A 25,409-nucleotide genomic window follows, 5' to 3' on the forward strand; every position below is an offset into this window, starting at 1 on the left:
CCTAAGTAAATATGTATCTGCCACACTTAAAAGCTACATAAATCAAAAAAGCTGGTTAATAAAAATCCCCGTTAACACGGGGATTTTTCTACTATAATACGTCACGTTTTTGGAATAATACACTTGATGCTACAAGTAATACAGCAAAGTATGCAACTACAAGTAATAATGAAGTTGTAAACGTAAATTCTGTAAATGGTGGTTCTACTCCGCCACTTACTAATTTATTGCTGTCGTACACACTTAAATTTAAATGCGAGAATACAACAAACTTTGCAACACCTTTAGCAAACATCATAAGCACCATTGTAATTGTACTTTGTAAGAAGAATAAGAACAACGAAATAATTAATGGTAATACAGAATTTCTAAATACATTAGCTAAGCAAAATGAAAGAGTTGCAAAGAAGAACGGTGAAAGTACTTGATATAAAATGGACTTCATTACGATTCCTAACGTTACTCCTGTTTTACTACCATCCATTACAATCCCGCCAATAATCATTGAGATTAACGTGCTAGCAAATATGATAAATAATATAGTAAGTAACACTGTAATATATTTAGAGAACAAAACTGTAATTCGTTTTCTCGGACGGATTAATAACTGCTTAATTGTACCTTTTTGGAACTCATCAGTAATTGTACGAGACGCAATCGTAATTCCAAAAATTGTTGCAAATAAGGTAATTAAACCAATCTCTGAACTTACAAAATCTAAATATGATCCTTTAAACTCATTTCCTCCTCCCCATTTCAGCATCGCTAAAACTCCCAAAATCTCCAATGCTGCAATTACACCTATTAAAATGTACATACCTTTTTTCGCATGTAACTTTAAAAATTCATTTTGAATTAATTTAAACATTACGCTTTCACTCCCCCTGTAATCGCTAAGAACTCATCCTCTAACGTTTTATTTTGAACAGTAACACCGTATACGAGTACATCAGCATTCACTAACTGTTTTACAATTTGCGCAATCTCTTCTTTCATTACAGATGCCACAGCTACATTTCCTTGTACTTTACCTTTAATAATTTCGTTCGCTTTTTGAACTTGATCTACTTCAAATGCAACTACAACTGTTTCATCATGCTTCGCTTGTTCATGTAAGTTATACTCTTGTACAAACTCACCTTGCTTTATAATAACTACCCGATCACACATTAATTCAATTTCACTTAATAAATGACTTGATACAATGACTGCAATATTTTCTTCTTTCGCTAATCGTTGTAAATAATCACGAATTTGGCGAATACCAGCTGGATCTAATCCATTTGTCGGTTCATCTAAAATTAAGATTTTCGGCTGATGAAGTAACGCCTGCGCAATTCCCAAACGCTGTTTCATACCAAGTGAGTATGTTTTCACCTTTTTATGAATCGCATGCTCTAATTCAACAAGCTTTACAATTTCAGCGATGCGCTCTTTACTAATTGGGGTAATCGCCATGTTCGCAAAATGCTTTAAATTTTGCATTCCAGTCATATAATCATATAGCTCGGGATTTTCTACAATCGCTCCAATTTGCTCTAGCGCCTTTTCTCGCTCTGTGCGAATACTATGACCACAAATTGTAATATCACCTTCTGTCATAGAAATAAGACCTGTCATCATACGAATTGTCGTCGTCTTACCGCTACCGTTCGGTCCAAGGAATCCGTATACCTCTCCTTCACGAACCTCAAATGATAAGCCCCGAATAATTTCTGTTCTACCGATTTTTTTTCGGATATTTTCTAATTTCACTACTACATTTCCCAATGATGATTCCTCCTTTAAACTTCTAGTTTTTTGTCGATGATGCGCCCTGTAACTACTAATAATATAATTGTTAATAAACAGTTAAAACATAGATTTAAAACTGTAATATCTGTACCAGAATAAAATGATGTATTTAAAAAGCCGTTTTGATCTATAAATCCAATATTATTTATGGCAAACACATACTTTTCTATTTGCTGAAAGATATATGTTATTCCCCCATTAAATGCGATAAAAACAACGAATAAGATTACGCAAACAATCTTACTCATCGATGATTTCACATTGAATAGCTTCGTAATTACTATAATTAAATAAATAGAAACTATCATATTAACAAAATCTAGTCCCCATAAGAAAATAGATAACATATGATGTAATATTCCATAATCATATAAACTGTGGATTGCTTGCTGAACACCTAAATCTGTTTTTCCATTGTAAACATTTAAAGAAAAATAGTATAGAAAAATGATTCCTATTCCTAGCAAAATCATAAAGAGTAGTACACAAAATAAAACATTTGCACATATATACTTTTGTGCTGAAATAGAAGTACAACGTAACATAGAGTTTTTTAGCATTTTTCGAAAAGACGATATACCTGTTAGAAGAATTGCGAATCCATTTATACCTAGTACGATAAAAAATATAATAATGATTATATCTTGCCTACCTGAAATTCTAGCTCCTGAAACTCCTTTCATATTAAATAAAAGAATTAATGAAACTGTAATAAATCCGAAGTAAATAATGGCTATTTTTCTCTTATTACAATTATACAGATAAAGAAAAAGCTGACTCATTTCTCATAGGCCTCCTTAAACAGCTCATGTACTGCTTTCCCCTTTTGAAATCGTAGTTCTTCCACATTTTCATGCAATATTATTTCTCCATCTTTCAAAAAGATTACTTCATCAAATATATTTTCGATTTCTCTTATTAAATGAGTTGATATAAGCAGCGTACAATCTTCACGATAAAATTTAAGGATTAGCTCAAGTACATGCTCCCTAGAAACGAGATCAATCCCGCCAAGCGGTTCATCCAGTACGTATAACTTCGCTTTTCGAGAAAATGTTAAAATGATTTGCAGCTTCTCAATCATCCCTTTTGACAATGCTTTAATTTTTTCTTCTAACGGTATTTTAAATTCCGTAATCGTATCTACCGCTTTTTGAATGTCGAAGTCTTTATAAAAATCTCGATAGAAAAATAAAGAATCTTTTACCGTCATCCAATCATCAAAGACTGGCTTATCAGACATAAATGAAACAATTTCTTTCGTCTCTAACCCTACTTTTTTACCGTTAATTACTACGCTGCCTTCAGAAGGATGCTGCAATCCTGCAATCATTTTTAATAACGTCGTTTTCCCGCTTCCGTTATCTCCAACAAGCCCAACGATTTTTCCTTCTGTAATCTCTATGTTTAACTCACGGATCACTGCTTTTAATCCGTACCGCTTCCATAGATTTTCTATTTTTAATAACTCTGTCATTCGCTCTCCTCCCTTTTCTCATGTAATGAAGAACGAAGGATTGTAAGAATTTCTTCTTCTGAAAAACCTAAATTGTCCATTCCATCTATAAAAGAATGAAGTAATTCTTTCGCCATATCTTTTCGCAGCTCCATAATTTTCTCCCCTTCATTCGTTACATATCGCCCCATTCCTCTACGTGTTACAACAACTCCATCCCTCTCTAGCTCTTGAAATGTACGTTGAATCGTATTTGGATTTACTTGTAATTCACTCGCTAATTCACGTACGGAGGGAATTTTATCGCCAGGCAATAAATGACCCGTTACAATTTCTTTCTTTATGTATTCCATTACCTGAATGTAAATTGGTGTATTTGGAGAAAACTCGATTTTCATTTCTCCCCTCCTGTCTTAGTGTGTTAGTTAAATAGTACACTAAGACAAATTATATGTAAATACTTACAATGAAAAATGTAATAAAAAGGCAGTGTAACTTTTCGTTACACTGCCTTCCTGTAATAACATACAGGTAAATCTATTCTAATTATAGTTTCAATCGTTTGAATTCACATATAACCTTATACAAAATTTATTTTACTTTTACTTGAGTTAGCACAGATTTAAACGTATTAATAACTGTATCTACTTCTTCATAACTAATTGTAAGGGATGGTTCAATACGAATTGTTTTTGAGTTAATTAATGTTCCCGCAACAAGAATTCCTTGATCAAACATCGCCTTTGACACTTCATAACCAATCTCGTCTTTATGGAATTCAATCCCAATCATTAAACCTTGACCACGAATTTCAAAGATTTTATCTTCGTGCCCTTCTGCAGCTTGTTTCAATCCATTTAAGAAATACTCCCCAACTTCCATAGCTCGTTCCGGTAATTTCTCTTCCAATAATACATGGATTGTTGCAATTGCAGCAGCACATGCAAGAGGATTTCCTCCAAATGTCGTTGTATGCATAAATGGATTTTCAAACCAACTTTTGAATACTGTTTCTTTCGCAACAATAGCTCCCGCTGGCATTACACCTCCACCAAACGCCTTCGCAAGACAAATAATATCCGGCACGATATCATATAATTCTGCAGCAAACATTTTTCCTGTACGTCCCATTCCAGTTTGTACTTCATCAAAAATAAGGAGTGATCCAAACTCATCACAAAGCTCTCGTACTTGTTTCAAATAATTTTCTGGAGGTAAAATAATACCGCCCTCTCCTTGAATTGGTTCTAAAATAACTGCTGCAACATCTTCTCCCACTAATGCACATGTCTCAAATGTTTTTCTCATCATATCAATATCGCCAAACGGAACATGACGGAAACCCGGAATTAATGGTAAAAATGGCTTACGGAACATTCCTTTTGCCGTCCCAGATAAAGCACCAAGGCTCTTACCATGGAAAGCACGCGTTGTAGCAATGAAAGTTGTTCGTTCACTATACATTTTTGCTAGTTTTAATGCTGCCTCTACGCTTTCTGTTCCACTATTTGTGAAGAAGGCGTATTTCAAATCACCAGGTGTAATATCCGCTAAAATCTTTGCAAGCATTGCTCGAAGTGGATCTAGTAAATCCTGACTGTGCAATGCTTGACGCTTTAATTGATCCGTTACAGCTTTTACCACTTTCGGATTACGGTGACCAACATTATAAATTCCAAATCCACCTAAACAGTCAATATACTTTTTTCCATTAATATCCATGAAGCAAGATCCTTCATCTGACCATTCTACTGCTGCAAATTGTCCATCTTTTGTTACTGTTTTTCTATAAGCAAGAAAACCAGGGTTTACATGCTCTCTAAATCCATCTACTGTTTCTTTTTGAATCCAGTTTGCCTCTTCTTCAGTAACCTTTTCTTTTTCAATTAACTGTAGTACTTTCGTAATATACTCATTTACATTTGATTCTTTCTCATTCAATTTATTTTTCACGTTCGTTTCCATCTAATTCACCTCTACATTTTTTTTATTTGCAAACCAACCAATAGGTTCTACTTCTAGATTTATATTAATCTGCTTAATTTCTTGAAATTCTTCTAAACCAAACGTTCCTAGACTACGACCTATACCACTTTGCTTATATCCGCCCCAAGGCGCCTCATTGTATGTTGGGTGATAGCTATTAATCCACGTAATTCCTGCGCGAAGTTTGCGAATTACGCGCATTGCTTTTGCACCATCGACTGTAAATACTCCTCCAGCCAAACCATAGTCTGTACCGTTTGCCAACTCAATTGCTTCCTGTTCGTCTTTAAACTTTTGAATTACTACAACAGGACCGAAGATTTCTTCCTGGACAATGCGCATATCAGGTTTTACATTGACAAAGACTGTTGGTTCAATAAAGAAACCATCACCTTTTCCATCCTCCATTATTCGTCTACCTCCGCAAGCAACGTTTGCACCTTCGTCTTTCCCAATTTCAATATAGCGTAATACTTTTTCCATATGTTCTTGACTTACAAGTGGCCCCATTTCTGATTCTGGATTATCACCAGGTCCAACGTTAATTTGATGTGCTCGCTCTACAAAACTATTAACAAATTTATCATAAATCTTTTCTTCTACAAGGATTCTTGATCCTGCTGAACATACTTGTCCGCTACCTGCATAAATACCGAATAGAGCATAATCAATAGCGGTCTCAAAATCTGCATCTGCAAAAATAATATTTGGAGATTTCCCTCCAAGTTCTAACGAAATCTTTTTCATATTATCAGCCGCTGTTCTCATAATGTGCTTACCTGTTTTTGTTCCACCTGTAAAGGAAATCATATCCACTTTATTACTTGCTGCAATTTCATTTCCTACTATTGGACCAGCCCCCATTACCATATTGGCAACACCTTTTGGTAGCCCTACTTTTTCAAGGATTTCGAATAGCTTTGTTGCAGTGATTGGTGTCACTTCAGAAGGTTTAAACACAATTGTATTTCCAGCTGCTAAAGCAGGTGCAATTTTCCATACACTCATCAATAGCGGATAATTCCATGGAACAATTAATCCACAAACACCAACTGGCTCTCTTACAACCATCGCTTGCATCGGATCGGCTACATGATATGTTTGACCATCTGGCTTTGTAATCAATCCGGCATAATAGCGAAAACAAGCCGCTGCATCTCCAATATCTCCTTCTGCCTCACGGTATGTTTTTCCATTATCCATTGTTTCAAGGTACACTAATTCTTCCATATTTTTATCAATTTCATCTGCTATTTTAAATAAATATGATGCCCTTTCAGCAGTGGATGTCGCTGACCAAATTCCGCTATCGAAAGCCATTCTTGCCACTTCTATCGCGTATTTTGCATCCTCAATCGTTCCCTCAGGTGCATATGCTATACCCTTGCCATTCGCAGGGTTAATAATCGTTCTTTTTTCTTGATCACTAGAGTCTCTCCATTCACCGTTTACATACATTTTTAAATCTAGCACTATATTGAATCCTCCTTTATCGATCGTTTATATATTTATAAGCAATTTCCATGCCAATCTTTAAAATCCAAAGGAATCATACATAAACTGACTATTTTCTTAAAAACAATAAACAATTTATGCACTCTCGCATACACTATTCCATTTTGCATAAAACGGAATGTTAATCATTTCCGCTACCGCCTTCACCACTCGGGACTTGACTCCTAGAGAATATATACATGCTGAGCGCACACAAAAAGGAGAAGTCTATGTGACCTTCTCCTTTTTTAGGAATAAGAGATGATATCAGCCGCTATCCCTTTTTCACTAACAATTTTTTGATATTTACGACTCACTGAAGATTGGCTGATTCCAAGAGCTTTTGCAGCCTTAGTCGTTGTTTTGTACTGCTTCATTGCAAGTAAAATCAATTGTTCTTCTACAGAATGTAGTGCTTCTTGTAATGGTAATACTCTTGTAATAGCTGGTTTTGATTTTTTAAAGTCATAACCAGTTGTTAAAAACTTACTAACAAACTCCGCTTCAATTACTGGATCGTCTGCTGATACTACTAAACGTTCAATCATATTTTGTAATTCACGTACATTTCCTGGCCATGAGTAAAACTCTAGTAAGCTAAGCGCATCTGGAGTTAAATGATAATTTTTATTATATTTTTCATTTAACTGTTGTAAGAAATGAAAGGCAAGTACCGGAACATCTTCCATTCGCTCTCGTAAAGAAGGAACTCGCAACGGAATTACATTGAGGCGATAAAATAAATCTTCACGGAATGTTCCAGATTCGACCATCTTTTCAAGGCTCTTATTTGTAGCAGCAATAATTTGTACATTTATTTTCATAGGTGTTGTACTTCCAATAGGAATTACTTCTTGTTCCTGCAGGACTCTAAGCAATTTTACTTGCAAATGTAAAGGCATTTCTCCAATTTCATCTAAAAATAAAATACCTTGATCAGCTCGCTTAAAATATCCTTCTTTTCCATTTTTATCGGCTCCTGTAAAAGCACCTTTCGTATAACCAAATAGTTCACTTTCTAGCAAAGTTTCTGGAATTGCACCACAATTTAATTTTAAAAATGGCTTTGAAGATCGGTTTCCAAGTTGATGAATTGCCTGAGCAATTACTTCTTTTCCGACGCCAGATTCTCCAGAAATAAGAACATTGGAAGAAAAATCTGCTATTTTTTTAGCTTGGTTAATAATTTGCTCCATTTTCGGACTACAGTAAATAAGCTTCTTAAGAAAACGATCTTTATTTTTAAAGTCATCTAACTCCTTCTTATATTGCTCTGATATCTTCTTTATTTCATGTAATTCCGTCTTCAATCTCGTTGCTTCGGTAATATCCCTGGAGGCAATAATAATACGATGAAGCTCTCCGTTTTCATTAAATACAGGGTTTCCAACTGCTAATATTTTTCTTCCGCTTTTTGTTTCTTGTACAACTGATACCTTTTTTTGTTTTTCCAACACTAATCGCGTAACCGATGGACTAAATAATCCTTTCTTTTCTAGGTCTAAAAGATTTTTTCCTAACAAGTCCTTCAAATTACTCCCCCAAAAATCATTGATAACAGTTTCACTATAACGAATTAATTCCCCTTTATGATTAACAACTAATATTTCATCATAAATGCTAGACAAAATTGCATGTAAATCTTTATTTAAATCCTTTATATATTCAATTTCCATCGCCATGTCCTCGACCATCGGCAAATCTTGCACAATAATAACCATTCCTTCAATACTTTGATCAAAGTTTGGAATCGGACTATAGTCAACTAATACACCCATCTCATTTGTGATTTGTAATTGATTCAAGATCGTTTTTCCCTTTGTAAATACGTTATTAATGTGTTCTCCATTAAAAATCAGTTCTGCTGGTACATTCATAACTTTTTCAGGAGTCGATTTAATCATCTTCAAACCAGATTCATTACAATTTACAATTTTCTTTTCTCGATCTACTACAAAAATCCCCATTGGAATAGACGTTAAAATAATTTTCAATATATCAACACTCTGATTTTCTTGTTTAAATAGTTCTGCAAAAACATCCTCTCTTCTTATATATCCTGTTAGCTCATCCACTTCATTTTTTACTATGGCAATCGGCGCTCCAATAATTTGAAAAAGAGCTGTTAAAGAAATATCTTTACTAAGATGACATATTGTATCTAGTGAAACAGCATTTGAAAGTAATAGCTTAGAAGTTAATTCCTTACTATTTGATAGCAGATCCTTCACATGAACGTATGCAAATAATCTCTCTCCTCTTTTTAAAAATAGAAACGATTCTTTTATATTTTTAACATCTATATTCCATTCCTTTTCAGATTGATCGATAGGTAGAGAAACTATGGGTCTAATTTTTGTATGAGCGATGGAAAACATGCTGCTATTCCTCCTTTGAACTATTTAATTTGTATTGTATCATTAAATACAGATTTTTTTAATTAATCTGAAAATAAAACATTTCTTTCTTTATTTAATAAAAAAAGGAAGATGAGTGCCTCCATCTTCCTCATAGTTCTATCATTAATCACTACCACTAACGAAAAGATCTTCTTGAATATAAGCTAATACCATACCTGGAATTACTTTATCTCCCGCTTCTACTTCTAAAGATTGAACTTCTCCACTACATCCCATCTTAATTACTTCCAGTTTACCATTCATATCTTTAATAGCGAATAATGGCTCCCATTCATAAATTCGAGAATCCTTATCGATAGACACTTTTTCAATTATTCCATAACACGGACTCGTAATAATATCATAATACATAATCAATCATCCCTTTCTTTTATTCTATTAATATTGTTCTTCTAACCTTTGTGACTGAAAACACCCCGCTTTTATATTTTTACTAATTGTACAAAGCAATAATTGTGCCAAATGAAAATACTGTATTGATCATCATTTATCAGCCATACTCCCTAGACTTGCCTCTCTTCCTTATGAACCGTTGAATGAATTATGCAATACTGCATGGTTACCCAATCTTCAAAGAAAAAAACATCGGATCCATTCCCGATGTCTTTTTCTTTTTTATCCCGCTATTTGTGGGCAGTAAAACTCCCACCTCAAAATTCGGCTGGAGCAAAGAAGTTAGGTGGGAGCCCCGCTGCCCGTAAACGCCCGATTGGTGAGGGCTAATAATCGGAGGGGGATGAACCCCCCCCACTGATTATAGTTTCACTTTATATTTCCTGTGCTTCTTCAAAATGCATTTGCGGAGGAGCTGAACGGAACATATTTGTAACATATAGAAGGTACCCAATTCCAATAGCAGCCCAGCAAAGTCCCAAAATAAGTGAATGGATATTGAGATTAAACCATAGTACGGCTACAGTAGCAGCGCCCAAAATAGGCATAACTAAGTAATTTAAGAAATCTTTTATCGTCTTATATCTTTTTTGCTTGATTATATAGTAAGAAATTACAGACAAATTAACAAATGTAAATGCAATAAGCGCTCCGAAGTTAATAAGAGATGCTGCTGTTTCTAAATCAATGAATATAGCGAAGAGCGAAATAATTCCTACAAAAATAATATTATATACTGGGGTTCTCCAGCGAGGATGAATGTATCCGAATATTTTCTTCGGAATTACATTATCTCGCCCCATTACGTATAATAACCTGGATACACTTGTATGAGAAGCTAAACCAGACGCAAGTGTCCCCATAAGGGTTCCTACTAAAAAGAAAGCTTGAAATAATTTCCCGCCAACATATAGCGCAATTTCTGGGGATGCTGATTCTTGATTTTTAAATACAGATGTATCTGGAAAAATAGATTGTGTAAAATACGTTGTAGTAATGAATAAAACTCCGCCGATTAAAGCAGTAAGAAAAATAGCTCGAGGAATTGTTTTTTTGGCGTTTGGTGTCTCTTCTGAAAATGTAGTTACTGCATCAAAACCTAAAAATGAGAAACAAAGAATTGTTGCACCTGCAACTAACGGTGATATTTGTATATCTGATTGAAAAAACGGCTGAATGGAAAAAACTTCTCCTGTTCCCTCTCCCGCTAATAAGCCTTTTATAACTAGAAAAACAAATACGGCCATTACTAACACTTGAAATATTACTAAGAACGTATTGAAATTAGCAGTAACATTTACGCTAATCATATTTATTAATGTAACCAGGAGAACAAAGCCAATGACCCATACCCAACTAGGAACACTTGGGAAAAATGCTGACATATAAATTCTCGTTAATAGTGCGTTCACCATTGGTAGAAACAAATAATCCAATAACGCGGACCATCCAACAAGAAACCCAAGCCTTGCACTAATTGTCTTCTGTGTATACGTATAAGCAGATCCTGCGGTAGGAAAAGCCTTTACCATTTTTCCGTAGCTTGCAGCGGTAAACAACATCCCCGCTAATGCAATAAGATAAGCTCCTGGAACATGACCACCCGTTTTTTCAGAAACGATTCCAAATGTGTCAAACCCAACCATCGGTGTCATATACCCGACCCCTAGCATAACAATTGACCAAAGCCCTAATGAACGTTTTAAACCAACTACTTTCCCCACCTATCATTCCTCCTACTTTCTCTATCTAATTTCCATTTAAAAATCGACAATCAAAAGGAAGCGTTTTCAAATGACTATATTTCACACCGCATATTACCTCCCTTTCCTTTACTTTTTAAATATTCATGCAATTTTTAAGCCAAAATTTCTAGCATTTAAAAATTCAATAGTAAAAAGAACGTATAGGTGGAATTAGACCTCATTTCTTCTCATTTTTTATTCATTTTGACATAAGTTATTCAATCTCTCATACGACTAAATATGAAAAATAAAACTTTAATCCCTGTTTTTTCATTCCCACTTCCTCAAAAATTGGGCTTTTACAAGATTAAAATATTTCCATGAAATAATAACATTATGTAAACTATTCATAGCAAAAAAGCTGTCTTTTCTATAAAGACAGCTTTTTCTATAACACTATATTAAAAATTGAATACGAAGTCATCGTCTGCTAACTTTTCAACATTCGTTGCTTTTACGTAACCATTTCCTTTTACAGAGAAGAAGTCATGGTTTTTCGTATCTGTACGTAAACCATTTAAAACGATTGGGTTAATTTCTTCTTCCTCAAACTTCGGCTCAAGTCCTAAGTTCATAAGTCCTTTATTCGCATTGTAACGAACGAAACGATTTACATCCTCTACAAGACCGATAGAAGTATAAATTTCTTCTGTATATGCCAATTCAATTTCATACAGTTCCATTAATAACTCTTGCGTTTCCGTTTGTACTTCTTGTTGCTCTTCTGCAGAAAGTTCTGTGAAGATTTGTTGTGCTAAAATACCAACGAATACGCCGTGAATTGACTCGTCACGAATTATTAAGTTAATAATCTCACCACTTGCCGTCAATTTACCTTGACCCGCTAAGTAAAGTGGATAGAAGAATCCACTATAGAATAAGTAACTTTCTAAGAACACACTTGCTACCATTGCCATGTATAACTCTTTTTTCGTTACTTCAGGCTTTAATAAGCGACGATAGTAACTAGTAACAATACCAGCTTTTTTCTCAAGTAATGGATGGTTATCTACCCATTCAAAAATATCATCAATTTCTTCTTCAGTAGCTAACGTTGTGAAAATATGGCTGTAACTCTTCGCATGTACTTCTTCCATAGCGCCCATGAAAGCTAATACACTTTTCGCTTGTAAATTTTCAAGATGAACAAGTACAAGAGGCATCCCTTCGCCACCTTGTTTCGTATCTAAAAGTGTTAAACCACCTAATACACGCTTATAAGCAATTTGCTCTTCTTTTGATAATTGTGCCCAAGTATTTTTGTCAGAAGACACTGCGATTTCTTCTTCTGTCCAAAACTGAGCGATGTTTTGCTTCCAAAACATTAAACTAAAATCATCTTCTTTTTTGTTCCAGTTTACCGCACGCATTAAATCGCCCCTTCTCTAAATAAACATAAAAAATTGATAACTAAGCATGAGCAGGGTTCAGAAAAACCCTGCTCATAATGTCTCACTTTTTATATTAAACGGTACAAGCCACGCACTCTTCCACGCTTAATTTACGTGTTCTCGTATAATAAAGACTCTTCAAGCCTTTTTTATGTGCATAAATGTAGTAACGTGCTAACTCACGTGTTGAAATATCACTATTAACATAAAGAATTGTACTAATTCCTTGGTCAATATGTTCTTGAACTTCTGCGATTAAATCAATTAATTTAAACTGATTCATATCATAAGAAGATTTATAGTACCAGAACGTATCTTTTGATAAATACGGCATTGGATAATATGTTGTCGCATTCGCATACGTTCTTGATTCAATTTGACTTACGATTGGCATTACGCTTGAAGTTGCATTTTGAACGTAACTGATCGATTGTGTCGGAGCGATTGCAAGACGATATGAGTTGTATAAACCATTCTTCTGTACTTGCTCTTTTAAACTTGTCCAATCTTCTTTTGTTGGAATATGAATTCCTTCAAATAATTGCTGAATTTTTTCAGTTACTGGACTGTAATCTGTCGTTTCATACTTTTCAAAGTATGTGCCGTTTGCATAATCAGACTTATCGAAGTCTTTAAATGTTTCGCCTTTTTCTTTAGCGATCTCCATACTTTTCTCAATCGAGTAGTAATTTAACATCATAAAGAATGTACGAGCGAATTCTTTCGCTTCAGCACTTTCATAAGCGATTTTATTTTTTGCTAAATATCCATGTAAGTTCATTGCTCCAAGTCCAACTGAATGAAGCTCATCATTTGCTTTTTTCACAGTTGGGGCATTCGGAATGATCGTCATATCAGAAACAGCTGTTAAAGCTTCCATTCCCGCATGAACTGCTTCACGAATTTCTTTATTTTCCATTACGTTTACGATATTTAACGATCCTAAGTTACAGTTAATATCACGGCGGATAATGTCTTCTGTACCGTAATCATTTATTTCAGAAGTTTCTTGTAGCTGGAAGATTTCTGTACATAAGTTCGACATCTTCACAGTTCCAATATCCTTCAGTGGATGCTGGTTATTTGCATTTGATTTAAACATTAAGTATGGGTAACCAGACTCAAGCTGAATCATAGCAATTTTAATAAGCATATCACGCGCACTAATATCTAGTGGCTTCTTCTTCACTTTCGGATTGCTCATTAATTCATCGTACATTTCGTCGATATCTATATCATCTAAATGTTTTCCGTACTCTTTAAATACTGTATAAGGCGCGAAAACATGGAAAGGTTCGTTTTTCTCAGCAAGCTCAAAGAACTTACTTGGAACGATAATTCCGATTGATAGAGACTGAATACGGCTCTTCTCATCGGCATTTATTTTTTTGGTATCAAGGAATTCAATAATATCCCAATGGAAAATGTTTAAGTATACTGCACCTGCACCTTTTCGTTGCATATTGTTACTCCATATCGTCAAAACGTATGGGGGATAGTCATTTCTGCTATCCTCTCTATATCGCTATAGAGTTCAGACCATATCTTCTTCTCGCCAAATTCTTCATTTAACCATTTATCATATGTTTGATGCACATGAATATGGCATAAACTATAATAAATGTATACACCCTTTGAATTTGGTTGTTTTGAGAAGCCAGGTTCGAGCTACTTAGTCACCTACATAGCCACTTGGTCGTTGAACCTTCTCCTTATCTAATAAATTTAGGAGCTCGGCTGCTGATTTCCTGCAATCTTGGATTTTCAGGGTTCGCTACGTAATTTCTTCGTAGTATCCTACCTTGATATACTCAGGCGTTCCAGCAATTGACCTGGTTTTATAGTTGAGCCATAAAGTTAACCCAACTGATTCGCATACGAAAACGAATCTTCAAGTAATTTCATAACAGGTACTACACCACTTGCGGCGTTATCAATACCTTTAATTTGCTCACCACGTGCACGTAGCTTAGATAAGTTTAAAGCTACTCCACCACCGATTTTCGATAATTGCATTGCAGTATTAATGTTAAAGCCGATTGAATTTAAGCTATCATCCATTTCTAACAAGAAACAAGACACCATTTCTCCTCTTCTGCTTCGTCCCGCATTTAAAAAGGTTGGTGTCGCTGGTTGGTAGTTTTGTTTTACAATCATGCTTGCGAAGTGTTTTGCCTTCGCAACATCACCGCGTCCTAAGTATAATGACACAATTGCTACACGATCTTCATAGCTTTCTAAGTATTGTTTTTGATCATTCGTTTTTAACGCATAATCTTTATAGAACTTAGATGCTGCCATATAAGATTGGAACTCGAAGTTTTCACCATAAGCGATGTTATAAACTCCTTCTACTTCCTCCAAGCTATACTCGTCCAGAACATTGTAATAGTAATCATGTTCTTTCATATATTCCATTCGCTCTGCCACGCTATTAAAATGAACGGTATTCTCTCTAGCTTCTTCCATAAAGACTTCTAATGCCTCTTTATCTTTATGAAGCTGATAAAAACCGTCCTGCATTTGCGTGATTTCATTATTCAGTTCAATGTGTCGCAATCTCCCGCACCCTTTCTTTAAAATATTCTACATCATTATTTGTTCCAGATAACTCAAATTTTGATACAATAGGCACTTCATATTTAGTAGAGATTTTGTCAGCACTTGCACCAAACATGTCTCCCCAATTACGATTGCCACTTGCAGATACGCCTTTTAATTTTTCATTATTGCGTTCTAAAAAGTCTAAAACACGTTCCGGTACATTTCCAAAACCTGTTGTATACGTAATAAGAATAAAGTCTTCATCTAATACTAGAGCTTCATCAATTTGAACGGCCGGCATATTTAATTTGTGAATGAAACGCTTCACGTTTCCTGTCATAGAATCATATGCAACTAACATTTCCGACCCTCCCTCTCCAATCTATATTCTCTGTATGTCGTTTCTTGATTTCTCTATATATTGTATTACGTTTCAAAATAAGACACAAGATATATGTATAAATTCTTTCTTTTTTTAAATTTCACTTTTCGACATGACCGTCGATTTTTTTCAATACAAAGACTATGAAACAACATTCTAAAACTCATGTCAATAAAGTGCTTTTCAAAAAAGTTGTCAACGAATTTAACCTTATTTTTAAAAAAGTTACCAATATTTTTTGTCATAAAACAGTAAATGCTTGGAGTAATATATTTCTCCAAGCATCACGCAAAAAAGAACAGATATTAAACGATAATCTGTTCTAACAAACGATTACATTTATCAATTTTACTTTATTAAATATTATACATATTCTTTCGTTCCTCGTTACATACTAAAAGATAACTATTATAGAAAAAGATTATTATTATGGAACTTCAATTTATTTATGAAAAAAATTATTCAGGGTGCTCAATACGCAAAATATCTCTTACAAATATATGATGTGGATTCTCATCTTTATCGAGCATTGTACATATAGGAGCTTCTTCATCAAAGTATACAATCATTCCTTCTACGTACTGATATGTATGTTGAACTTGTACCGTTACTTTAATTTCTACTGCTTGTTCATACGCCCTTTTTATTTTCCGAAGCATTTTTGCTGAACATTTTCGTTTCTCTGGATACATAACCATTCCCATAAACCTATTCCCAGCTCTATCTTTCCACATATAATCCCAATGTGGCAATATGCCTTGTTTAAAATCTCCCATAATTCTCCTCTCCTTTATCTTCTATTTATGAACGTGGTGTTTCTGAATATGTATAAATTACCTGTCCACCGCGCTGTGCGTTCCCGATAATATGTTTAAAATCTTCTCGATTTACAACAACTTCTCTGAACGTATAAAATACATCTTTCGTCGCAACATACTCCTTTATTTCATCATTTTTCAGCTGATCCAAAATTGTATTTGCTAATTGTTTATCCATGTATTTCACCTCTCTGCAATATTTTATTCTATCGCATCTTCTATAGGTCCACAACGGTAAAATTATCCCGTTACTATTATGTAATTCACTTTCATTATTTTTATATCTATATCACTTTATTATATTCGCACTAAATATCATATACTAACATAGCTACTTCTCTATATCAAACTTTTTGATGCCCTGTATAACAAAGTTCCAAATCACTGTTTGATATTTTATTTTATGCTACAATATATATTTAGAACTAGGAGGGATACTATGATTCGGAAAGCAAAAAAGACAGATGCGGTAGAAGTAGCACCTTTATTGTATAACGCTCTGCACGAAATTGCTGAAAAAATCACAGGTAGCACAATTGAAGCAAAAGTAATACTAGGACTTGAAACATGGTTCATAAAAGAAAATAATCGATTGAGCTATGAAAACTGTTTAGTGGCTGAACAAGATGGAAAAGTAGTTGGGGTTATTGTCGTTTATCACGGTAGTGACGCTGAACAACTTGATGCACCAATCATACACTACTTAAGAGAACTACATGAAGACGAATCCATTACGTTAGAAAAAGAAGCTGAGCTTGATGAGTATTATATTGACACGTTGTCAGTTTCAAATATGTACAGTGGACGTGGCATTGGCTCTAAATTAATCGATGCAGCTGAACTTCATGCAACTGAAAAAGGGCATGAAAAAATCGCCTTACTTGTTAATTTAGAAAACAAACGCGCTTTTTCACTATATGAAAAACTTGGTTACAAAGAAGATAAAACCGTTATGCTCGTCGGTGAACCGTATGCCCATCTAATAAAACCATTACGGTCATTGGTTTTTATATCTTAAAAGGACAATTCTTTTTTACTTGTTATGTAGAGAAAGAGGCTGCCAAAGGGACAGCCTCTTTTAAATTAATTTTGTATTTAATACATTTCCATCCATCGCCTCATGAAATGTATACGTTGTACATCCCCATGGCTTCCTATGGAAAATAGGCGAACCAGACCACCCCATTGCCCTCAGTTCAGTCCCAATCATCGCATTAAAATAACTATGACCTACAAGGGCAATATGTCCATGTACGAGCGCATAGCGGTGCAACATATTAGCGGCTTGCCTTGCTCTTTCTCGTACTTCCTTATAAGACTCAACCTCTTTACTATAACCAACTATCCATCGTGTACGTCCAATAAACATCCATACATTCGGTTTACATTTCAAACATTTCGGAGCATAAAAACTCGTTGGAACTTCAGCTTCCCTAAAAAGAGGATTTTGCATAAAAGATAGGGAATCCAATAACTCAGCCGCTGACTGTACAGCGCGCCTTTGATCACTCGTTACAACCAGTTTCGCTGATTCAATCGCCTCAATTGTTTCAATTGGTATAGGAGTTTCTTTTACTGTAGTCCCTAAATCATATTGCTTCATCCATTCACGAAATGAAATAATTGTCATTGGCTCTATAGTACTGTCCAAACGACCATGACGAATAAAAGAAATTCGCATTCTTTCCACTCCCCATTCATCACTTACGAACTATATTACGTACTATTTCTTATTGCCATCATACCATGCATAAAAAGAAAGTTATATATCCCCACCACTATCATGTGTTATCGAAGTGTGCACACCATCCAGTCCATCAAAATATGTAGTTGTTTCATGATGACGCACTTTCTTCAACTGTATATATGAAAATAAAAATAATAAAATCGCTATAAAGCTCCCCACAATTTCAAACATCATTTTACCGCCCCTAATTTCTCCCACTTTAGTAGGGTATTGTATCTTTTATTATACTCCCGTATAAAGATGTATGCATTTTCATCATTCCTCTCCTAAACAATATTTTTTACATATTCCCTTACAAAAAGTGAATATTTTTCGAATTTTTACTTTGGAAACATTTACAAAGTAGTAAATATAGTTCAAAATAAGAAGAAATAAAAAAGCCCAAATTATTCTTTTTTTGGGAAAACTGGAACAAGGAGAGTTGCTTATGCAGATCGCAGAAACTGGAGATATCATTGAATTTAAAGGTGGAATGCAAGGCCGTGTTCAAAAGGTAAATCAAAACTCCGTTATTGTTGATATAACAATTATGGAGAATTTTAGAGAACTAGATATGGAACCTCTTACAGTTGTAAGCCATAAAAACTATACTGTCATTAATCAACATGCATAATATAATAGAAAAAAAGGATCTGTATATCATACAGATCCTTTCTTTCTATATTAACGATTATCGATCTTTTCTGGATATAAATCGTGATTCATCATGCGGTAGTCTGCCATTTTCTCATACTTAGTTCCTGGGCGGCCGTAGTTACAGTAAGGATCGATTGAAATACCACCACGTGGTGTAAATTTCCCCCATACCTCAATATAGCGTGGATCCATTAATTTAATTAAATCATTCATAATAACGTTCATGCAATCTTCGTGGAAGTCACCATGATTTCGAAAGCTAAATAAATATAGCTTTAAAGATTTACTCTCTACCATTCTTTGTTCTGGAATGTAGCTAATATAAATTGTTGCAAAATCTGGTTGTCCTGTTTTCGGACATAAACTTGTAAATTCAGGACAATTGAATTTTACAAAGTAATCACGGTTTGGATGGTTATTATCAAATACCTCTAAAATTTCTGGGCTATATTCCAATAAATATTTTGTATTTTGATTTCCTAATAATGTTACATCTTTTAAATCTTCATCTAATCTTCCTGCCATTTTAAACATCCCTTCTCATTATACCCCTCGTTTATTTCCCCATACTAACGCATGAAGCTGAGGCAGTACTTTCGCATCATTCATTTCTTTACAATTCACAGCTTTTTCAATAAGCCACTCATATTTTTCTAATAGTTTTTTTATAAGCACCGCATCATCCACTGTTTTCGTATCATCATTCCCTACTTGTAAGAAAAATGGTACATTCGGATAACGCTCGTGCATCTTAACTGCATATTCGAAATCTTGATCATCGAATACTACTACTTTTAAACTAAAATCTTTCCCTGCTAGTTTATGAATAACAGAATCTAACATCTGAAAATCTGTTTTCATAGTTGAACTTGGTGGTTTTGGAGAAATCGTTACCTCATCAATTTGAAGCAACCAATCTTGCCATTTACTCCCTTGCGTTTCTACCGCTGTTCGCATTCCATTCTCCTTTAATATAGAAAGAAGAAATTGCATATTTTTCAGCAAAACAGGATTTCCACCCGAAATCGTAACATGAGAAAAATTTTCTCCACCAATTTCTACAAGCTCATTCCAAATGTCTTCCGGTGTCATTTGTTTAATTTGATCTTTGGCCGATCCATCCCATGTAAAAGCAGAATCACACCAAGCACAGCTATAATCACAGCCCGCTGTACGAATAAACATTGTCTTTTGTCCTACAACCATCCCTTCTCCTTGAATGGTTGGACCAAATATTTCTAAGACGGGGATTTTACTCATCGAGCATCCACTCCCGTCTTACTTCCGCATAACTAGTCGGCGTCTCAAAAAGACGAACAAATTCAACACGAGCTCCCTTATATTCGTTCGCACGATTATCTTTCGTTAATGCTTCTGCCATCTTTTCATAAATCCAAACGACCATATTTTCAGCAGTCGTATTCATTTCTGGCAATGTTTCGTTTAAATAACGATGATCTAAATAAATTTCTATTTCATTTTTCCAAATCTCTTTTATATCTCCAAAGTCAATTGCAAGGCCTATTTCATTTACATATCCGCTAATTCCAAATACGACTTTATATGTGTGACCATGTAAATTTTTACATTTACCTTCATAGCAGTGTAAATGGTGCGCTGCGTCAAATGTAAATTCCTTGCTGACCATTACTCTTTTATTATGATATTTGAGTTGTTCACGCTGAATATCCTTGTCCATTTTTTGCAAATTTTCTACGATGCGAAATCCAAAAAAGTTATCCATTAGTTGCTCGCTCCTTCGCGTTCTTGTAGATACGTATCTAATCCCGCTTTACGAAGTTGACATGCTGGACATTCACCGCAACCATCACCAATGATTCCGTTATAACATGTTAATGTTTTTTCTCTAACAAACTCAAATGCTCCAAGTTCATCCGATAATTTCCATGTCTCTGCTTTATCAATCCACATAAGTGGTGTATGAATAACAAACGGATAATCCATAGATAAATTTAATGTAACGTTTAATGATTTCACAAACACGTCACGACAATCTGGATAACCACTGAAATCAGTTTCACATACACCCGTTACAATATGACGTGCTCCAACTTGTTTTGCTAATACAGCCGCAAATGATAAAAATAGTAAATTTCGTCCATCTACAAATGTTGATGGCAATTCACCTTCTTCATGTGTAATCTCCATATCCGTTCTCGTTAACGCATTTGGAGCAAGTTGATTTAATAGGCTCATATCTAGTATCGTATGTTTAATTCCTAGCTCTTTCGCAATTTCCACTGCACAATCAATTTCTAATTTATGACGTTGATTGTAGTTAAATGTTACAGCTTCCACTTCTTCAAACTGCTGTATCGCCCAAAATAAACATGTTGTACTATCTTGTCCACCACTAAAAACGACAACTGCTTTTTCTTTTTTCATTTCACTCATTCTCCTTCTCTACTACGAATAAGAAGAAAGAACGTTCTTGAACTGTCACAATAAAAAAACAAAACAATACCTTAGGATATTGTTGTTTCCATAGTTTTTTATAGAGGGAGTTCGCGAACCTCTCCCATGCAGTGCACGGAATTTCTTCTTTCATTGACAAAGATTATTGTAACATATTGTATACTACCAGAAAAAATTTCTGATTTTTTCCGCTATTTCATATTTCATTTCTTTCATTTTATAGTATGATTAATTTAATGTGAGAAGAGAGGAGGCATCCCACTGAAACTCTTTATTATTTATCTCTTTTTAAATATATTATCCATCCTTGTTACAATGCTTGTGTATCATTTATTTTGGAATCAAAAAGGGAAACGCTCTCCTAAATTAAATTCAGCTATGTTTATTGCATTATGTTGCCTCGCTACCATACTATGTATCACTTTCGCAGCAAAAACAAACTATGGATTTCAATTTGATATGCGTCATATCGTATTAATTGTCGGTACATTAACAGGAGGTCCTATTGCCGGTGCTTCCATCTTAGCTGTATTAAACATATACCGCTTCTTATTAGGAGGAATAGGTGTTTTCCCATCCTTTATCGCTTCGGTTCTACTATTCATTGTTCTACTATTAACATACAAACTGTTTAACCGAAGTTCTAATCGTATAAAAATAGCACTCGCTATCTTTTACAGTCTCATATTCGGATTTGGCTGGATACCATTTTTCCTTTCAGAGGTTACAAATACGGCAGATTATATACCACATATCATCGTGTACGAACTATGTACGATACTTGGTACAATCCTTATTTTATATTTGCTACACATATTACAAACGCAAGTTCGTCTCCAAAATGAACTTATGAATGCTGAAAAATTTCATTTAATCGGTGAAATGGCAGCTTCTATCTCTCATGAAATTCGTAATCCTTTAACTGCAACGAAAGGTTTTTTACAACTTTTACAGTCAGATACATGTTCTGAGAAAGAACGAAAATTATATATCGACATAGCCATTAATGGTATCGAACAAGCAAATCACGTTCTTACAGACTACTTAACTTTTGCAAAACCGAGTATTGAAAAAGAACAACAATTACAAGTAGAGGAAGAATTACTTCATGCGTTGTCTTTGATCACACCTCTCGCCAATTTAGCAAATGTTCGTATAAATTATATAAAACAAAGTACATCTTTCTTTATCGCTGGCGAAAAGCAAAAACTGAACCAATGTTTATTAAATATTTTTAAAAATTGTATTGAGGCTATGCCTACAGGTGGCGACCTTATTCTTACATTAGTTCCAGACCATAAACATATACAACTATATATAAAAGATACAGGAGTTGGTATGGATCAAGAACAAATAAAACGCCTTGGATCACCTTTCTACTCAACGAAAGAAAAAGGGACCGGACTCGGAATGATGGTCGTCTTCAGCGTCATTCAAGCAATGGATGGAAAGATTGATATTATAAGCGAAAAAGGTACAGGTACAACTTTCTTATTAACTTTCCCACTCATACAAAAAACGTGATGAACTTCATCACGTTTTTTCTGTTCCTTCAACTAATTCTGCAAAAGCTTTCACTTTCTCATGTGGCTTTTGATTTTCTTTCCGAGCTTTCCAGGCGCGCTCTTCTTCTCTCTTTTTCTTTGACATGCTTTTCAACTCCTTCTTTTCTTTTCTTTTCTTTTCTTTTCTCCATGTAGTATTCCAAAATGAGAAAGAAAACTATGCATGAGTAAAAAAGAAAAGAAGCGGTTCCCCACTTCTTTCATTTTAACGCTGTAAAATTGCATGTTTCGCTTCTTTTAGCTGTGTAAGATGTCTTTGTTCGTGTAAATCTAGAAATTGAACCCATTGATATAAATTCAAATCATTAAAAATAGGATGTTTTAATCCATTTTCAAATAATTCTTTTTCATCTATTACACTATGAAGGGCATGTAATAATTCTTGTCGTGAATGTTCTAGTAATTGAATTCCTTGCAGTTTTTTCATTAATGTTTCTGTTGGTTTCATTTGTTGAGGAGCTTCCCTTTTATGTGTGCGATCAAGCGTAAGTTGGAGGTCTTTAAATGGAGCAAGTTTTCTTTCTTTTTTTTGCAAAGCGTATACAAGGGCAGATGTGACAGACTGTTCAACTAAATGCAAATGATGCAAAATTTGAATAATACTCCATTTATCACGGCGTGGCTTTACATTCACCTCCGTATCATTTAACATTTCAATTTCTGATAACAGCGTGCTTCGTGTAGACTGTAATGAGTGGACTAAAGTTTCTAAACTAACATCCATATTAGATTGAAGCATAGTGCTTTCCCCCCTTTTGTTGGTGAAAAGGGGCGCTCCCCATTAGAAACACCCCTAAAATAATTCTGAATTTTCTTTTATTATCTCATCATTTTTCTATTATGTCGATGTTAAACATAGGAAAAAAGTGCATGTTTTTTTACAATTTTGTGTCGTCAACAGCACGTAACCACGATTCAATTTCTGTAATTACACTTTTTACACACCCTTCAGCGAATGGTGATGTTAAATTTGCAACTTCTACTAATTCTAAGAATGATTTACTTCCACCTTGTTGACAAAGATTCACATAATCTTCCCAAGCCTCTTGTCTATTATCTCTTGCACGTTTCCAAAATTGCAGTGCACAAATTTGAGCTAACGTGTAGTCAATATAATAGAAAGGTGAGCTATAAATATGACCTTGACGTTGCCAGAAACCACCACGCTCTAAATAATCATTATCTTCATAATCACGATGTGGTAAATACTTCTTCTCTATGTTACGCCATGCTGACTTACGTTCTGCTGGCGATGCTTCTGGATTTTCATATACATAATGTTGATATTCATCTACAGATACACCGTACGGTAAAAATAGAAGTGCTGAACTTAAGTGTGAGAAATAATATTTATCCGCATCTTCTTCAAAGAATAACTTCATCCATGGCCATGTAAAGAATTCCATACTCATTGAATGGATTTCACATGCTTCATATGTTGGCCAATTATATTCTGGAATTTCATACTTACGACTTTCATATACTTGGAAAGCATGACCAGCTTCATGTGTTAATACATCAATGTCCCCAGACGTTCCATTAAAGTTTGAGAAGATGAATGGCGCTTTATAATTCTCGATATATGTACAATATCCACCACCAGCTTTTCCTTTTTTCGCAACTAAATCTAATAAATCATTATCGAGCATGAAATTAAAAAACTCATCTGTTTCAGCTGATAATTCTTTATACATCTTTTTCCCGTGATTAATAATCCAATCGGCATCGCCTTTTGGAGTTGGATTACCTGTAGCAAACTCAAAGTTTTCATCATAATAAGCGAGTTTTTCTACACCAATGCGTGCTTTTTGTCTATTTCTTAACTCGGTTGCAACTGGAACGATATAATCTAATACTTGCTGACGATAGTTCGCTACCATTTCAGCATTATAATCTGTACGATACATTCTTGCATATCCTAAATCAACAAAGTTTTTAAAACCAAGTGTTTTTGCGATTTTCGTTCTCACTTTAACAAGCTCATCATAAATACGATCTAACTCTTCCTCGTTCTCAGCTAAAAATCCGTAGTATGCTTCACTTGCTGCTTTACGTTCACTTCTTTCTTTTCCTTGCATAAACGGAATAAGTTGCGATAACGTTCTTTCTTCTCCTGCAAAGTCAATTTTTGCAGATGCTAATAACTGTGTATATTGTGAAGACAATTTATTCTCTAATTGTAAATCTTTCACTACTTCATCTGAATATGTTTTTAAATCACATTCAGCTAGAGCAAATAATTGCTTTCCATAATACGCCTCTAATTCTTCGCGGAATGGAGAATGAATTAACGCATTATAATACTTTGTACCATACCCTTGTACAACTGGAGAGAATTCATCAAAGAAATCCTGCTCATCCTTATAAAAGGCATCTGTCGTATCAACAGAATGACGAATGTAACAAAGGTTACCCATTGTACCAAAGTCATTACGAATTTCGTTAATTGAATTGATAACTTGTTTTTGTTCTTCTACAGTTTTTGCGTTATCAAACTTCTCTAAAGCAACAGTAAATTTTCCTTTTAATTCTTCAATATTTGGCCGTTTATATTCATAGTCTTTAAATGACATGAACGAGCCCCCTCTCCATTATATGCATC

26 protein-coding genes, 2 pseudogenes and 1 riboswitch are annotated in these 25,409 nt (G+C 34.6%); of the genes and pseudogenes, 3 read left to right on the forward strand and 25 right to left on the reverse strand.

Annotation, left to right across the window (positions count from 1 at the left end):
- Nucleotides 1-91: 91 nt before the first annotated feature.
- The 16 genes and pseudogenes from JFU18_RS08655 to JFU18_RS08730 form a co-directional block, all read right to left on the reverse strand.
- Entirely contained in the window at nt 92-868 is a 777-nt protein-coding gene (locus JFU18_RS08655) for an ABC transporter permease (RefSeq protein WP_201034902.1), read from the reverse strand.
- Nucleotides 868-1,770 carry an ABC transporter ATP-binding protein gene (locus tag JFU18_RS08660; protein ID WP_201034901.1) on the reverse strand — a complete coding sequence of 301 codons (903 nt, stop codon included), beginning with the start codon at nt 1,768-1,770 and terminating at the stop codon, nt 868-870. The genes JFU18_RS08655 and JFU18_RS08660 overlap by 1 nt, the downstream gene beginning before the upstream one ends.
- 14 nt (nt 1,771-1,784) lie before the next feature.
- Entirely contained in the window at nt 1,785-2,576 is a 792-nt protein-coding gene (locus tag JFU18_RS08665) for an ABC transporter permease (protein ID WP_201032748.1), read from the reverse strand.
- Nucleotides 2,573-3,271 carry an ABC transporter ATP-binding protein gene (locus JFU18_RS08670; RefSeq protein WP_201034900.1) on the reverse strand — a complete coding sequence of 233 codons (699 nt, stop codon included), beginning with the start codon at nt 3,269-3,271 and terminating at the stop codon, nt 2,573-2,575. The genes JFU18_RS08665 and JFU18_RS08670 overlap by 4 nt, the downstream gene beginning before the upstream one ends.
- Nucleotides 3,268-3,648 (reverse strand): GntR family transcriptional regulator, encoded by a 381-nt coding sequence (locus tag JFU18_RS08675; protein WP_002030586.1) that lies wholly within the window; start codon nt 3,646-3,648, stop codon nt 3,268-3,270. Before JFU18_RS08675 ends, JFU18_RS08670 begins: the two co-directional genes overlap by 4 nt.
- A 193-nt stretch (nt 3,649-3,841) precedes the next feature.
- Complete coding sequence (locus JFU18_RS08680) at nt 3,842-5,215, reverse strand: putrescine aminotransferase (protein ID WP_201032747.1); 1,374 nt, start codon at nt 5,213-5,215, stop codon at nt 3,842-3,844.
- The gene (locus JFU18_RS08685) at nt 5,216-6,709 is read right to left on the reverse strand and encodes an aldehyde dehydrogenase family protein (protein ID WP_201034899.1); all 1,494 of its coding nucleotides are present in this window, start codon (nt 6,707-6,709) and stop codon (nt 5,216-5,218) included.
- A 269-nt stretch (nt 6,710-6,978) separates the two neighbouring features.
- Nucleotides 6,979-9,108 (reverse strand): sigma 54-interacting transcriptional regulator, encoded by a 2,130-nt coding sequence (locus tag JFU18_RS08690; protein WP_201034898.1) that lies wholly within the window; start codon nt 9,106-9,108, stop codon nt 6,979-6,981.
- A 144-nt stretch (nt 9,109-9,252) separates the two neighbouring features.
- Nucleotides 9,253-9,501 (reverse strand): biotin/lipoyl attachment domain-containing protein, encoded by a 249-nt coding sequence (locus JFU18_RS08695; protein ID WP_002011502.1) that lies wholly within the window; start codon nt 9,499-9,501, stop codon nt 9,253-9,255.
- A 416-nt stretch (nt 9,502-9,917) separates the two neighbouring features.
- Nucleotides 9,918-11,267: an APC family permease gene (locus JFU18_RS08700; RefSeq protein WP_063219082.1), complete on the reverse strand. Its 1,350-nt coding sequence runs from the start codon at nt 11,265-11,267 to the stop codon at nt 9,918-9,920.
- Nucleotides 11,268-11,689: 422 nt separating this feature from the next.
- On the reverse strand, nt 11,690-12,658 hold the full coding sequence (gene nrdF, locus JFU18_RS08705) for a class 1b ribonucleoside-diphosphate reductase subunit beta (protein ID WP_002011508.1): 969 nt from the start codon (nt 12,656-12,658) through the stop codon (nt 11,690-11,692).
- A 94-nt stretch (nt 12,659-12,752) separates the two neighbouring features.
- Nucleotides 12,753-14,138: pseudogene (locus JFU18_RS08710) on the reverse strand (ribonucleoside-diphosphate reductase subunit alpha); the annotation flags it as partial.
- Between the two features lie 401 nt (nt 14,139-14,539).
- A pseudogene (locus JFU18_RS08715) lies at nt 14,540-15,238 on the reverse strand (ribonucleotide reductase N-terminal alpha domain-containing protein); the annotation flags it as partial.
- Nucleotides 15,225-15,584, reverse strand: a complete 360-nt coding sequence (gene nrdI, locus JFU18_RS08720) for a class Ib ribonucleoside-diphosphate reductase assembly flavoprotein NrdI (protein WP_000959445.1) — start codon at nt 15,582-15,584, stop codon at nt 15,225-15,227. The gene nrdI and the pseudogene JFU18_RS08715, both read right to left, overlap by 14 nt.
- 479 nt (nt 15,585-16,063) lie before the next feature.
- On the reverse strand, nt 16,064-16,381 hold the full coding sequence (locus JFU18_RS08725) for a hypothetical protein (RefSeq protein ID WP_201032743.1): 318 nt from the start codon (nt 16,379-16,381) through the stop codon (nt 16,064-16,066).
- Nucleotides 16,382-16,406: 25 nt separating this feature from the next.
- A complete protein-coding gene (locus JFU18_RS08730) occupies nt 16,407-16,601 on the reverse strand; it encodes a hypothetical protein (RefSeq protein WP_002011514.1) in 195 nt (64 codons plus the stop codon).
- 261 nt (nt 16,602-16,862) lie between these two features.
- Here JFU18_RS08730 and JFU18_RS08735 point away from each other — a divergent pair, with 261 nt between their 5' ends.
- Nucleotides 16,863-17,441 (forward strand): GNAT family N-acetyltransferase, encoded by a 579-nt coding sequence (locus tag JFU18_RS08735; protein ID WP_201034897.1) that lies wholly within the window; start codon nt 16,863-16,865, stop codon nt 17,439-17,441.
- Nucleotides 17,442-17,501: 60 nt separating this feature from the next.
- Here JFU18_RS08735 and JFU18_RS08740 read toward each other — a convergent pair whose 3' ends face one another.
- On the reverse strand, nt 17,502-18,104 hold the full coding sequence (locus tag JFU18_RS08740; protein WP_201034896.1) for a histidine phosphatase family protein: 603 nt from the start codon (nt 18,102-18,104) through the stop codon (nt 17,502-17,504).
- An 81-nt stretch (nt 18,105-18,185) separates the two neighbouring features.
- On the reverse strand, nt 18,186-18,344 hold the full coding sequence (locus JFU18_RS08745; RefSeq protein ID WP_002086806.1) for a hypothetical protein: 159 nt from the start codon (nt 18,342-18,344) through the stop codon (nt 18,186-18,188).
- A gap of 253 nt (nt 18,345-18,597) precedes the next feature.
- Here JFU18_RS08745 and JFU18_RS08750 point away from each other — a divergent pair, with 253 nt between their 5' ends.
- Nucleotides 18,598-18,783, forward strand: coding sequence for a YkvS family protein (locus JFU18_RS08750; RefSeq protein ID WP_002064385.1), 186 nt, complete (start codon nt 18,598-18,600; stop codon nt 18,781-18,783).
- Nucleotides 18,784-18,833: 50 nt separating this feature from the next.
- Here the strand turns inward: JFU18_RS08750 and queF are convergent, their stop codons facing one another.
- From queF to queC, 4 genes are read right to left on the reverse strand one after another with little or no spacing between them, the layout of a single operon-like run.
- Nucleotides 18,834-19,331, reverse strand: coding sequence for a preQ(1) synthase (gene queF, locus JFU18_RS08755; RefSeq protein WP_201032741.1), 498 nt, complete (start codon nt 19,329-19,331; stop codon nt 18,834-18,836).
- A gap of 18 nt (nt 19,332-19,349) precedes the next feature.
- Complete coding sequence (queE, locus tag JFU18_RS08760; protein WP_002086811.1) at nt 19,350-20,066, reverse strand: 7-carboxy-7-deazaguanine synthase QueE; 717 nt, start codon at nt 20,064-20,066, stop codon at nt 19,350-19,352.
- A complete protein-coding gene (queD, locus tag JFU18_RS08765; protein WP_002011526.1) occupies nt 20,059-20,550 on the reverse strand; it encodes a 6-carboxytetrahydropterin synthase QueD in 492 nt (163 codons plus the stop codon). The genes queE and queD overlap by 8 nt, the downstream gene beginning before the upstream one ends.
- Nucleotides 20,550-21,212 (reverse strand): 7-cyano-7-deazaguanine synthase QueC, encoded by a 663-nt coding sequence (gene queC, locus JFU18_RS08770; RefSeq protein ID WP_002168840.1) that lies wholly within the window; start codon nt 21,210-21,212, stop codon nt 20,550-20,552. The genes queD and queC overlap by 1 nt, the downstream gene beginning before the upstream one ends.
- 93 nt (nt 21,213-21,305) lie before the next feature.
- Nucleotides 21,306-21,349, reverse strand: a riboswitch (PreQ1 riboswitch).
- A 208-nt stretch (nt 21,350-21,557) separates the two neighbouring features.
- Here queC and JFU18_RS08775 point away from each other — a divergent pair.
- Nucleotides 21,558-22,766, forward strand: coding sequence for an ATP-binding protein (locus tag JFU18_RS08775; protein WP_201032739.1), 1,209 nt, complete (start codon nt 21,558-21,560; stop codon nt 22,764-22,766).
- Nucleotides 22,767-22,775: 9 nt separating this feature from the next.
- Here the strand turns inward: JFU18_RS08775 and JFU18_RS29830 are convergent, their stop codons facing one another.
- The 3 genes from JFU18_RS29830 to JFU18_RS08785 form a co-directional block, all read right to left on the reverse strand.
- Entirely contained in the window at nt 22,776-22,892 is a 117-nt protein-coding gene (locus tag JFU18_RS29830; protein ID WP_242483533.1) for a DUF6254 family protein, read from the reverse strand.
- Nucleotides 22,893-23,012: 120 nt separating this feature from the next.
- A complete protein-coding gene (locus JFU18_RS08780; protein WP_002030551.1) occupies nt 23,013-23,546 on the reverse strand; it encodes a DinB family protein in 534 nt (177 codons plus the stop codon).
- A gap of 139 nt (nt 23,547-23,685) precedes the next feature.
- Nucleotides 23,686-25,380, reverse strand: a complete 1,695-nt coding sequence (locus JFU18_RS08785) for a M3 family oligoendopeptidase (RefSeq protein WP_201032738.1) — start codon at nt 25,378-25,380, stop codon at nt 23,686-23,688.
- Nucleotides 25,381-25,409: the final 29 nt, after the last annotated feature.

Origin of the sequence: Bacillus sp. TH22 (genome assembly GCF_016651015.1) — a bacterium.
Taxonomy (GTDB): domain Bacteria; phylum Bacillota; class Bacilli; order Bacillales; family Bacillaceae_G; genus Bacillus_A; species Bacillus_A mycoides.

Coding starts and splice junctions, on each gene's coding strand:
- JFU18_RS08745 (WP_002086806.1), bottom strand. CDS start 18,344: ATGATGTTTGAAATTGTGGGGAGCTTTATAGCGATTTTATTATTTTTA.
- JFU18_RS08750 (WP_002064385.1), top strand. CDS start 18,598: ATGCAGATCGCAGAAACTGGAGATATCATTGAATTTAAAGGTGGAATG.
- queC (WP_002168840.1), bottom strand. CDS start 21,212: ATGAAAAAAGAAAAAGCAGTTGTCGTTTTTAGTGGTGGACAAGATAGT.
- JFU18_RS08675 (WP_002030586.1), bottom strand. CDS start 3,648: ATGAAAATCGAGTTTTCTCCAAATACACCAATTTACATTCAGGTAATG.
- queE (WP_002086811.1), bottom strand. CDS start 20,066: ATGAGTAAAATCCCCGTCTTAGAAATATTTGGTCCAACCATTCAAGGA.
- JFU18_RS08775 (WP_201032739.1), top strand. CDS start 21,558: ATGCTTGTGTATCATTTATTTTGGAATCAAAAAGGGAAACGCTCTCCT.
- JFU18_RS08735 (WP_201034897.1), top strand. CDS start 16,863: ATGATTCGGAAAGCAAAAAAGACAGATGCGGTAGAAGTAGCACCTTTA.
- JFU18_RS08665 (WP_201032748.1), bottom strand. CDS start 2,576: ATGAGTCAGCTTTTTCTTTATCTGTATAATTGTAATAAGAGAAAAATA.
- JFU18_RS08780 (WP_002030551.1), bottom strand. CDS start 23,546: ATGCTTCAATCTAATATGGATGTTAGTTTAGAAACTTTAGTCCACTCA.
- JFU18_RS08785 (WP_201032738.1), bottom strand. CDS start 25,380: ATGTCATTTAAAGACTATGAATATAAACGGCCAAATATTGAAGAATTA.
- JFU18_RS08725 (WP_201032743.1), bottom strand. CDS start 16,381: ATGGGAGATTTTAAACAAGGCATATTGCCACATTGGGATTATATGTGG.
- JFU18_RS08730 (WP_002011514.1), bottom strand. CDS start 16,601: ATGGATAAACAATTAGCAAATACAATTTTGGATCAGCTGAAAAATGAT.
- JFU18_RS29830 (WP_242483533.1), bottom strand. CDS start 22,892: ATGTCAAAGAAAAAGAGAGAAGAAGAGCGCGCCTGGAAAGCTCGGAAA.
- JFU18_RS08695 (WP_002011502.1), bottom strand. CDS start 9,501: ATGTATTATGATATTATTACGAGTCCGTGTTATGGAATAATTGAAAAA.
- JFU18_RS08680 (WP_201032747.1), bottom strand. CDS start 5,215: ATGGAAACGAACGTGAAAAATAAATTGAATGAGAAAGAATCAAATGTA.
- nrdI (WP_000959445.1), bottom strand. CDS start 15,584: ATGTTAGTTGCATATGATTCTATGACAGGAAACGTGAAGCGTTTCATT.
- queD (WP_002011526.1), bottom strand. CDS start 20,550: ATGGATAACTTTTTTGGATTTCGCATCGTAGAAAATTTGCAAAAAATG.
- JFU18_RS08655 (WP_201034902.1), bottom strand. CDS start 868: ATGTTTAAATTAATTCAAAATGAATTTTTAAAGTTACATGCGAAAAAA.
- nrdF (WP_002011508.1), bottom strand. CDS start 12,658: ATGCGTGCGGTAAACTGGAACAAAAAAGAAGATGATTTTAGTTTAATG.
- queF (WP_201032741.1), bottom strand. CDS start 19,331: ATGGCAGGAAGATTAGATGAAGATTTAAAAGATGTAACATTATTAGGA.
- JFU18_RS08670 (WP_201034900.1), bottom strand. CDS start 3,271: ATGACAGAGTTATTAAAAATAGAAAATCTATGGAAGCGGTACGGATTA.
- JFU18_RS08740 (WP_201034896.1), bottom strand. CDS start 18,104: ATGCGAATTTCTTTTATTCGTCATGGTCGTTTGGACAGTACTATAGAG.
- JFU18_RS08690 (WP_201034898.1), bottom strand. CDS start 9,108: ATGTTTTCCATCGCTCATACAAAAATTAGACCCATAGTTTCTCTACCT.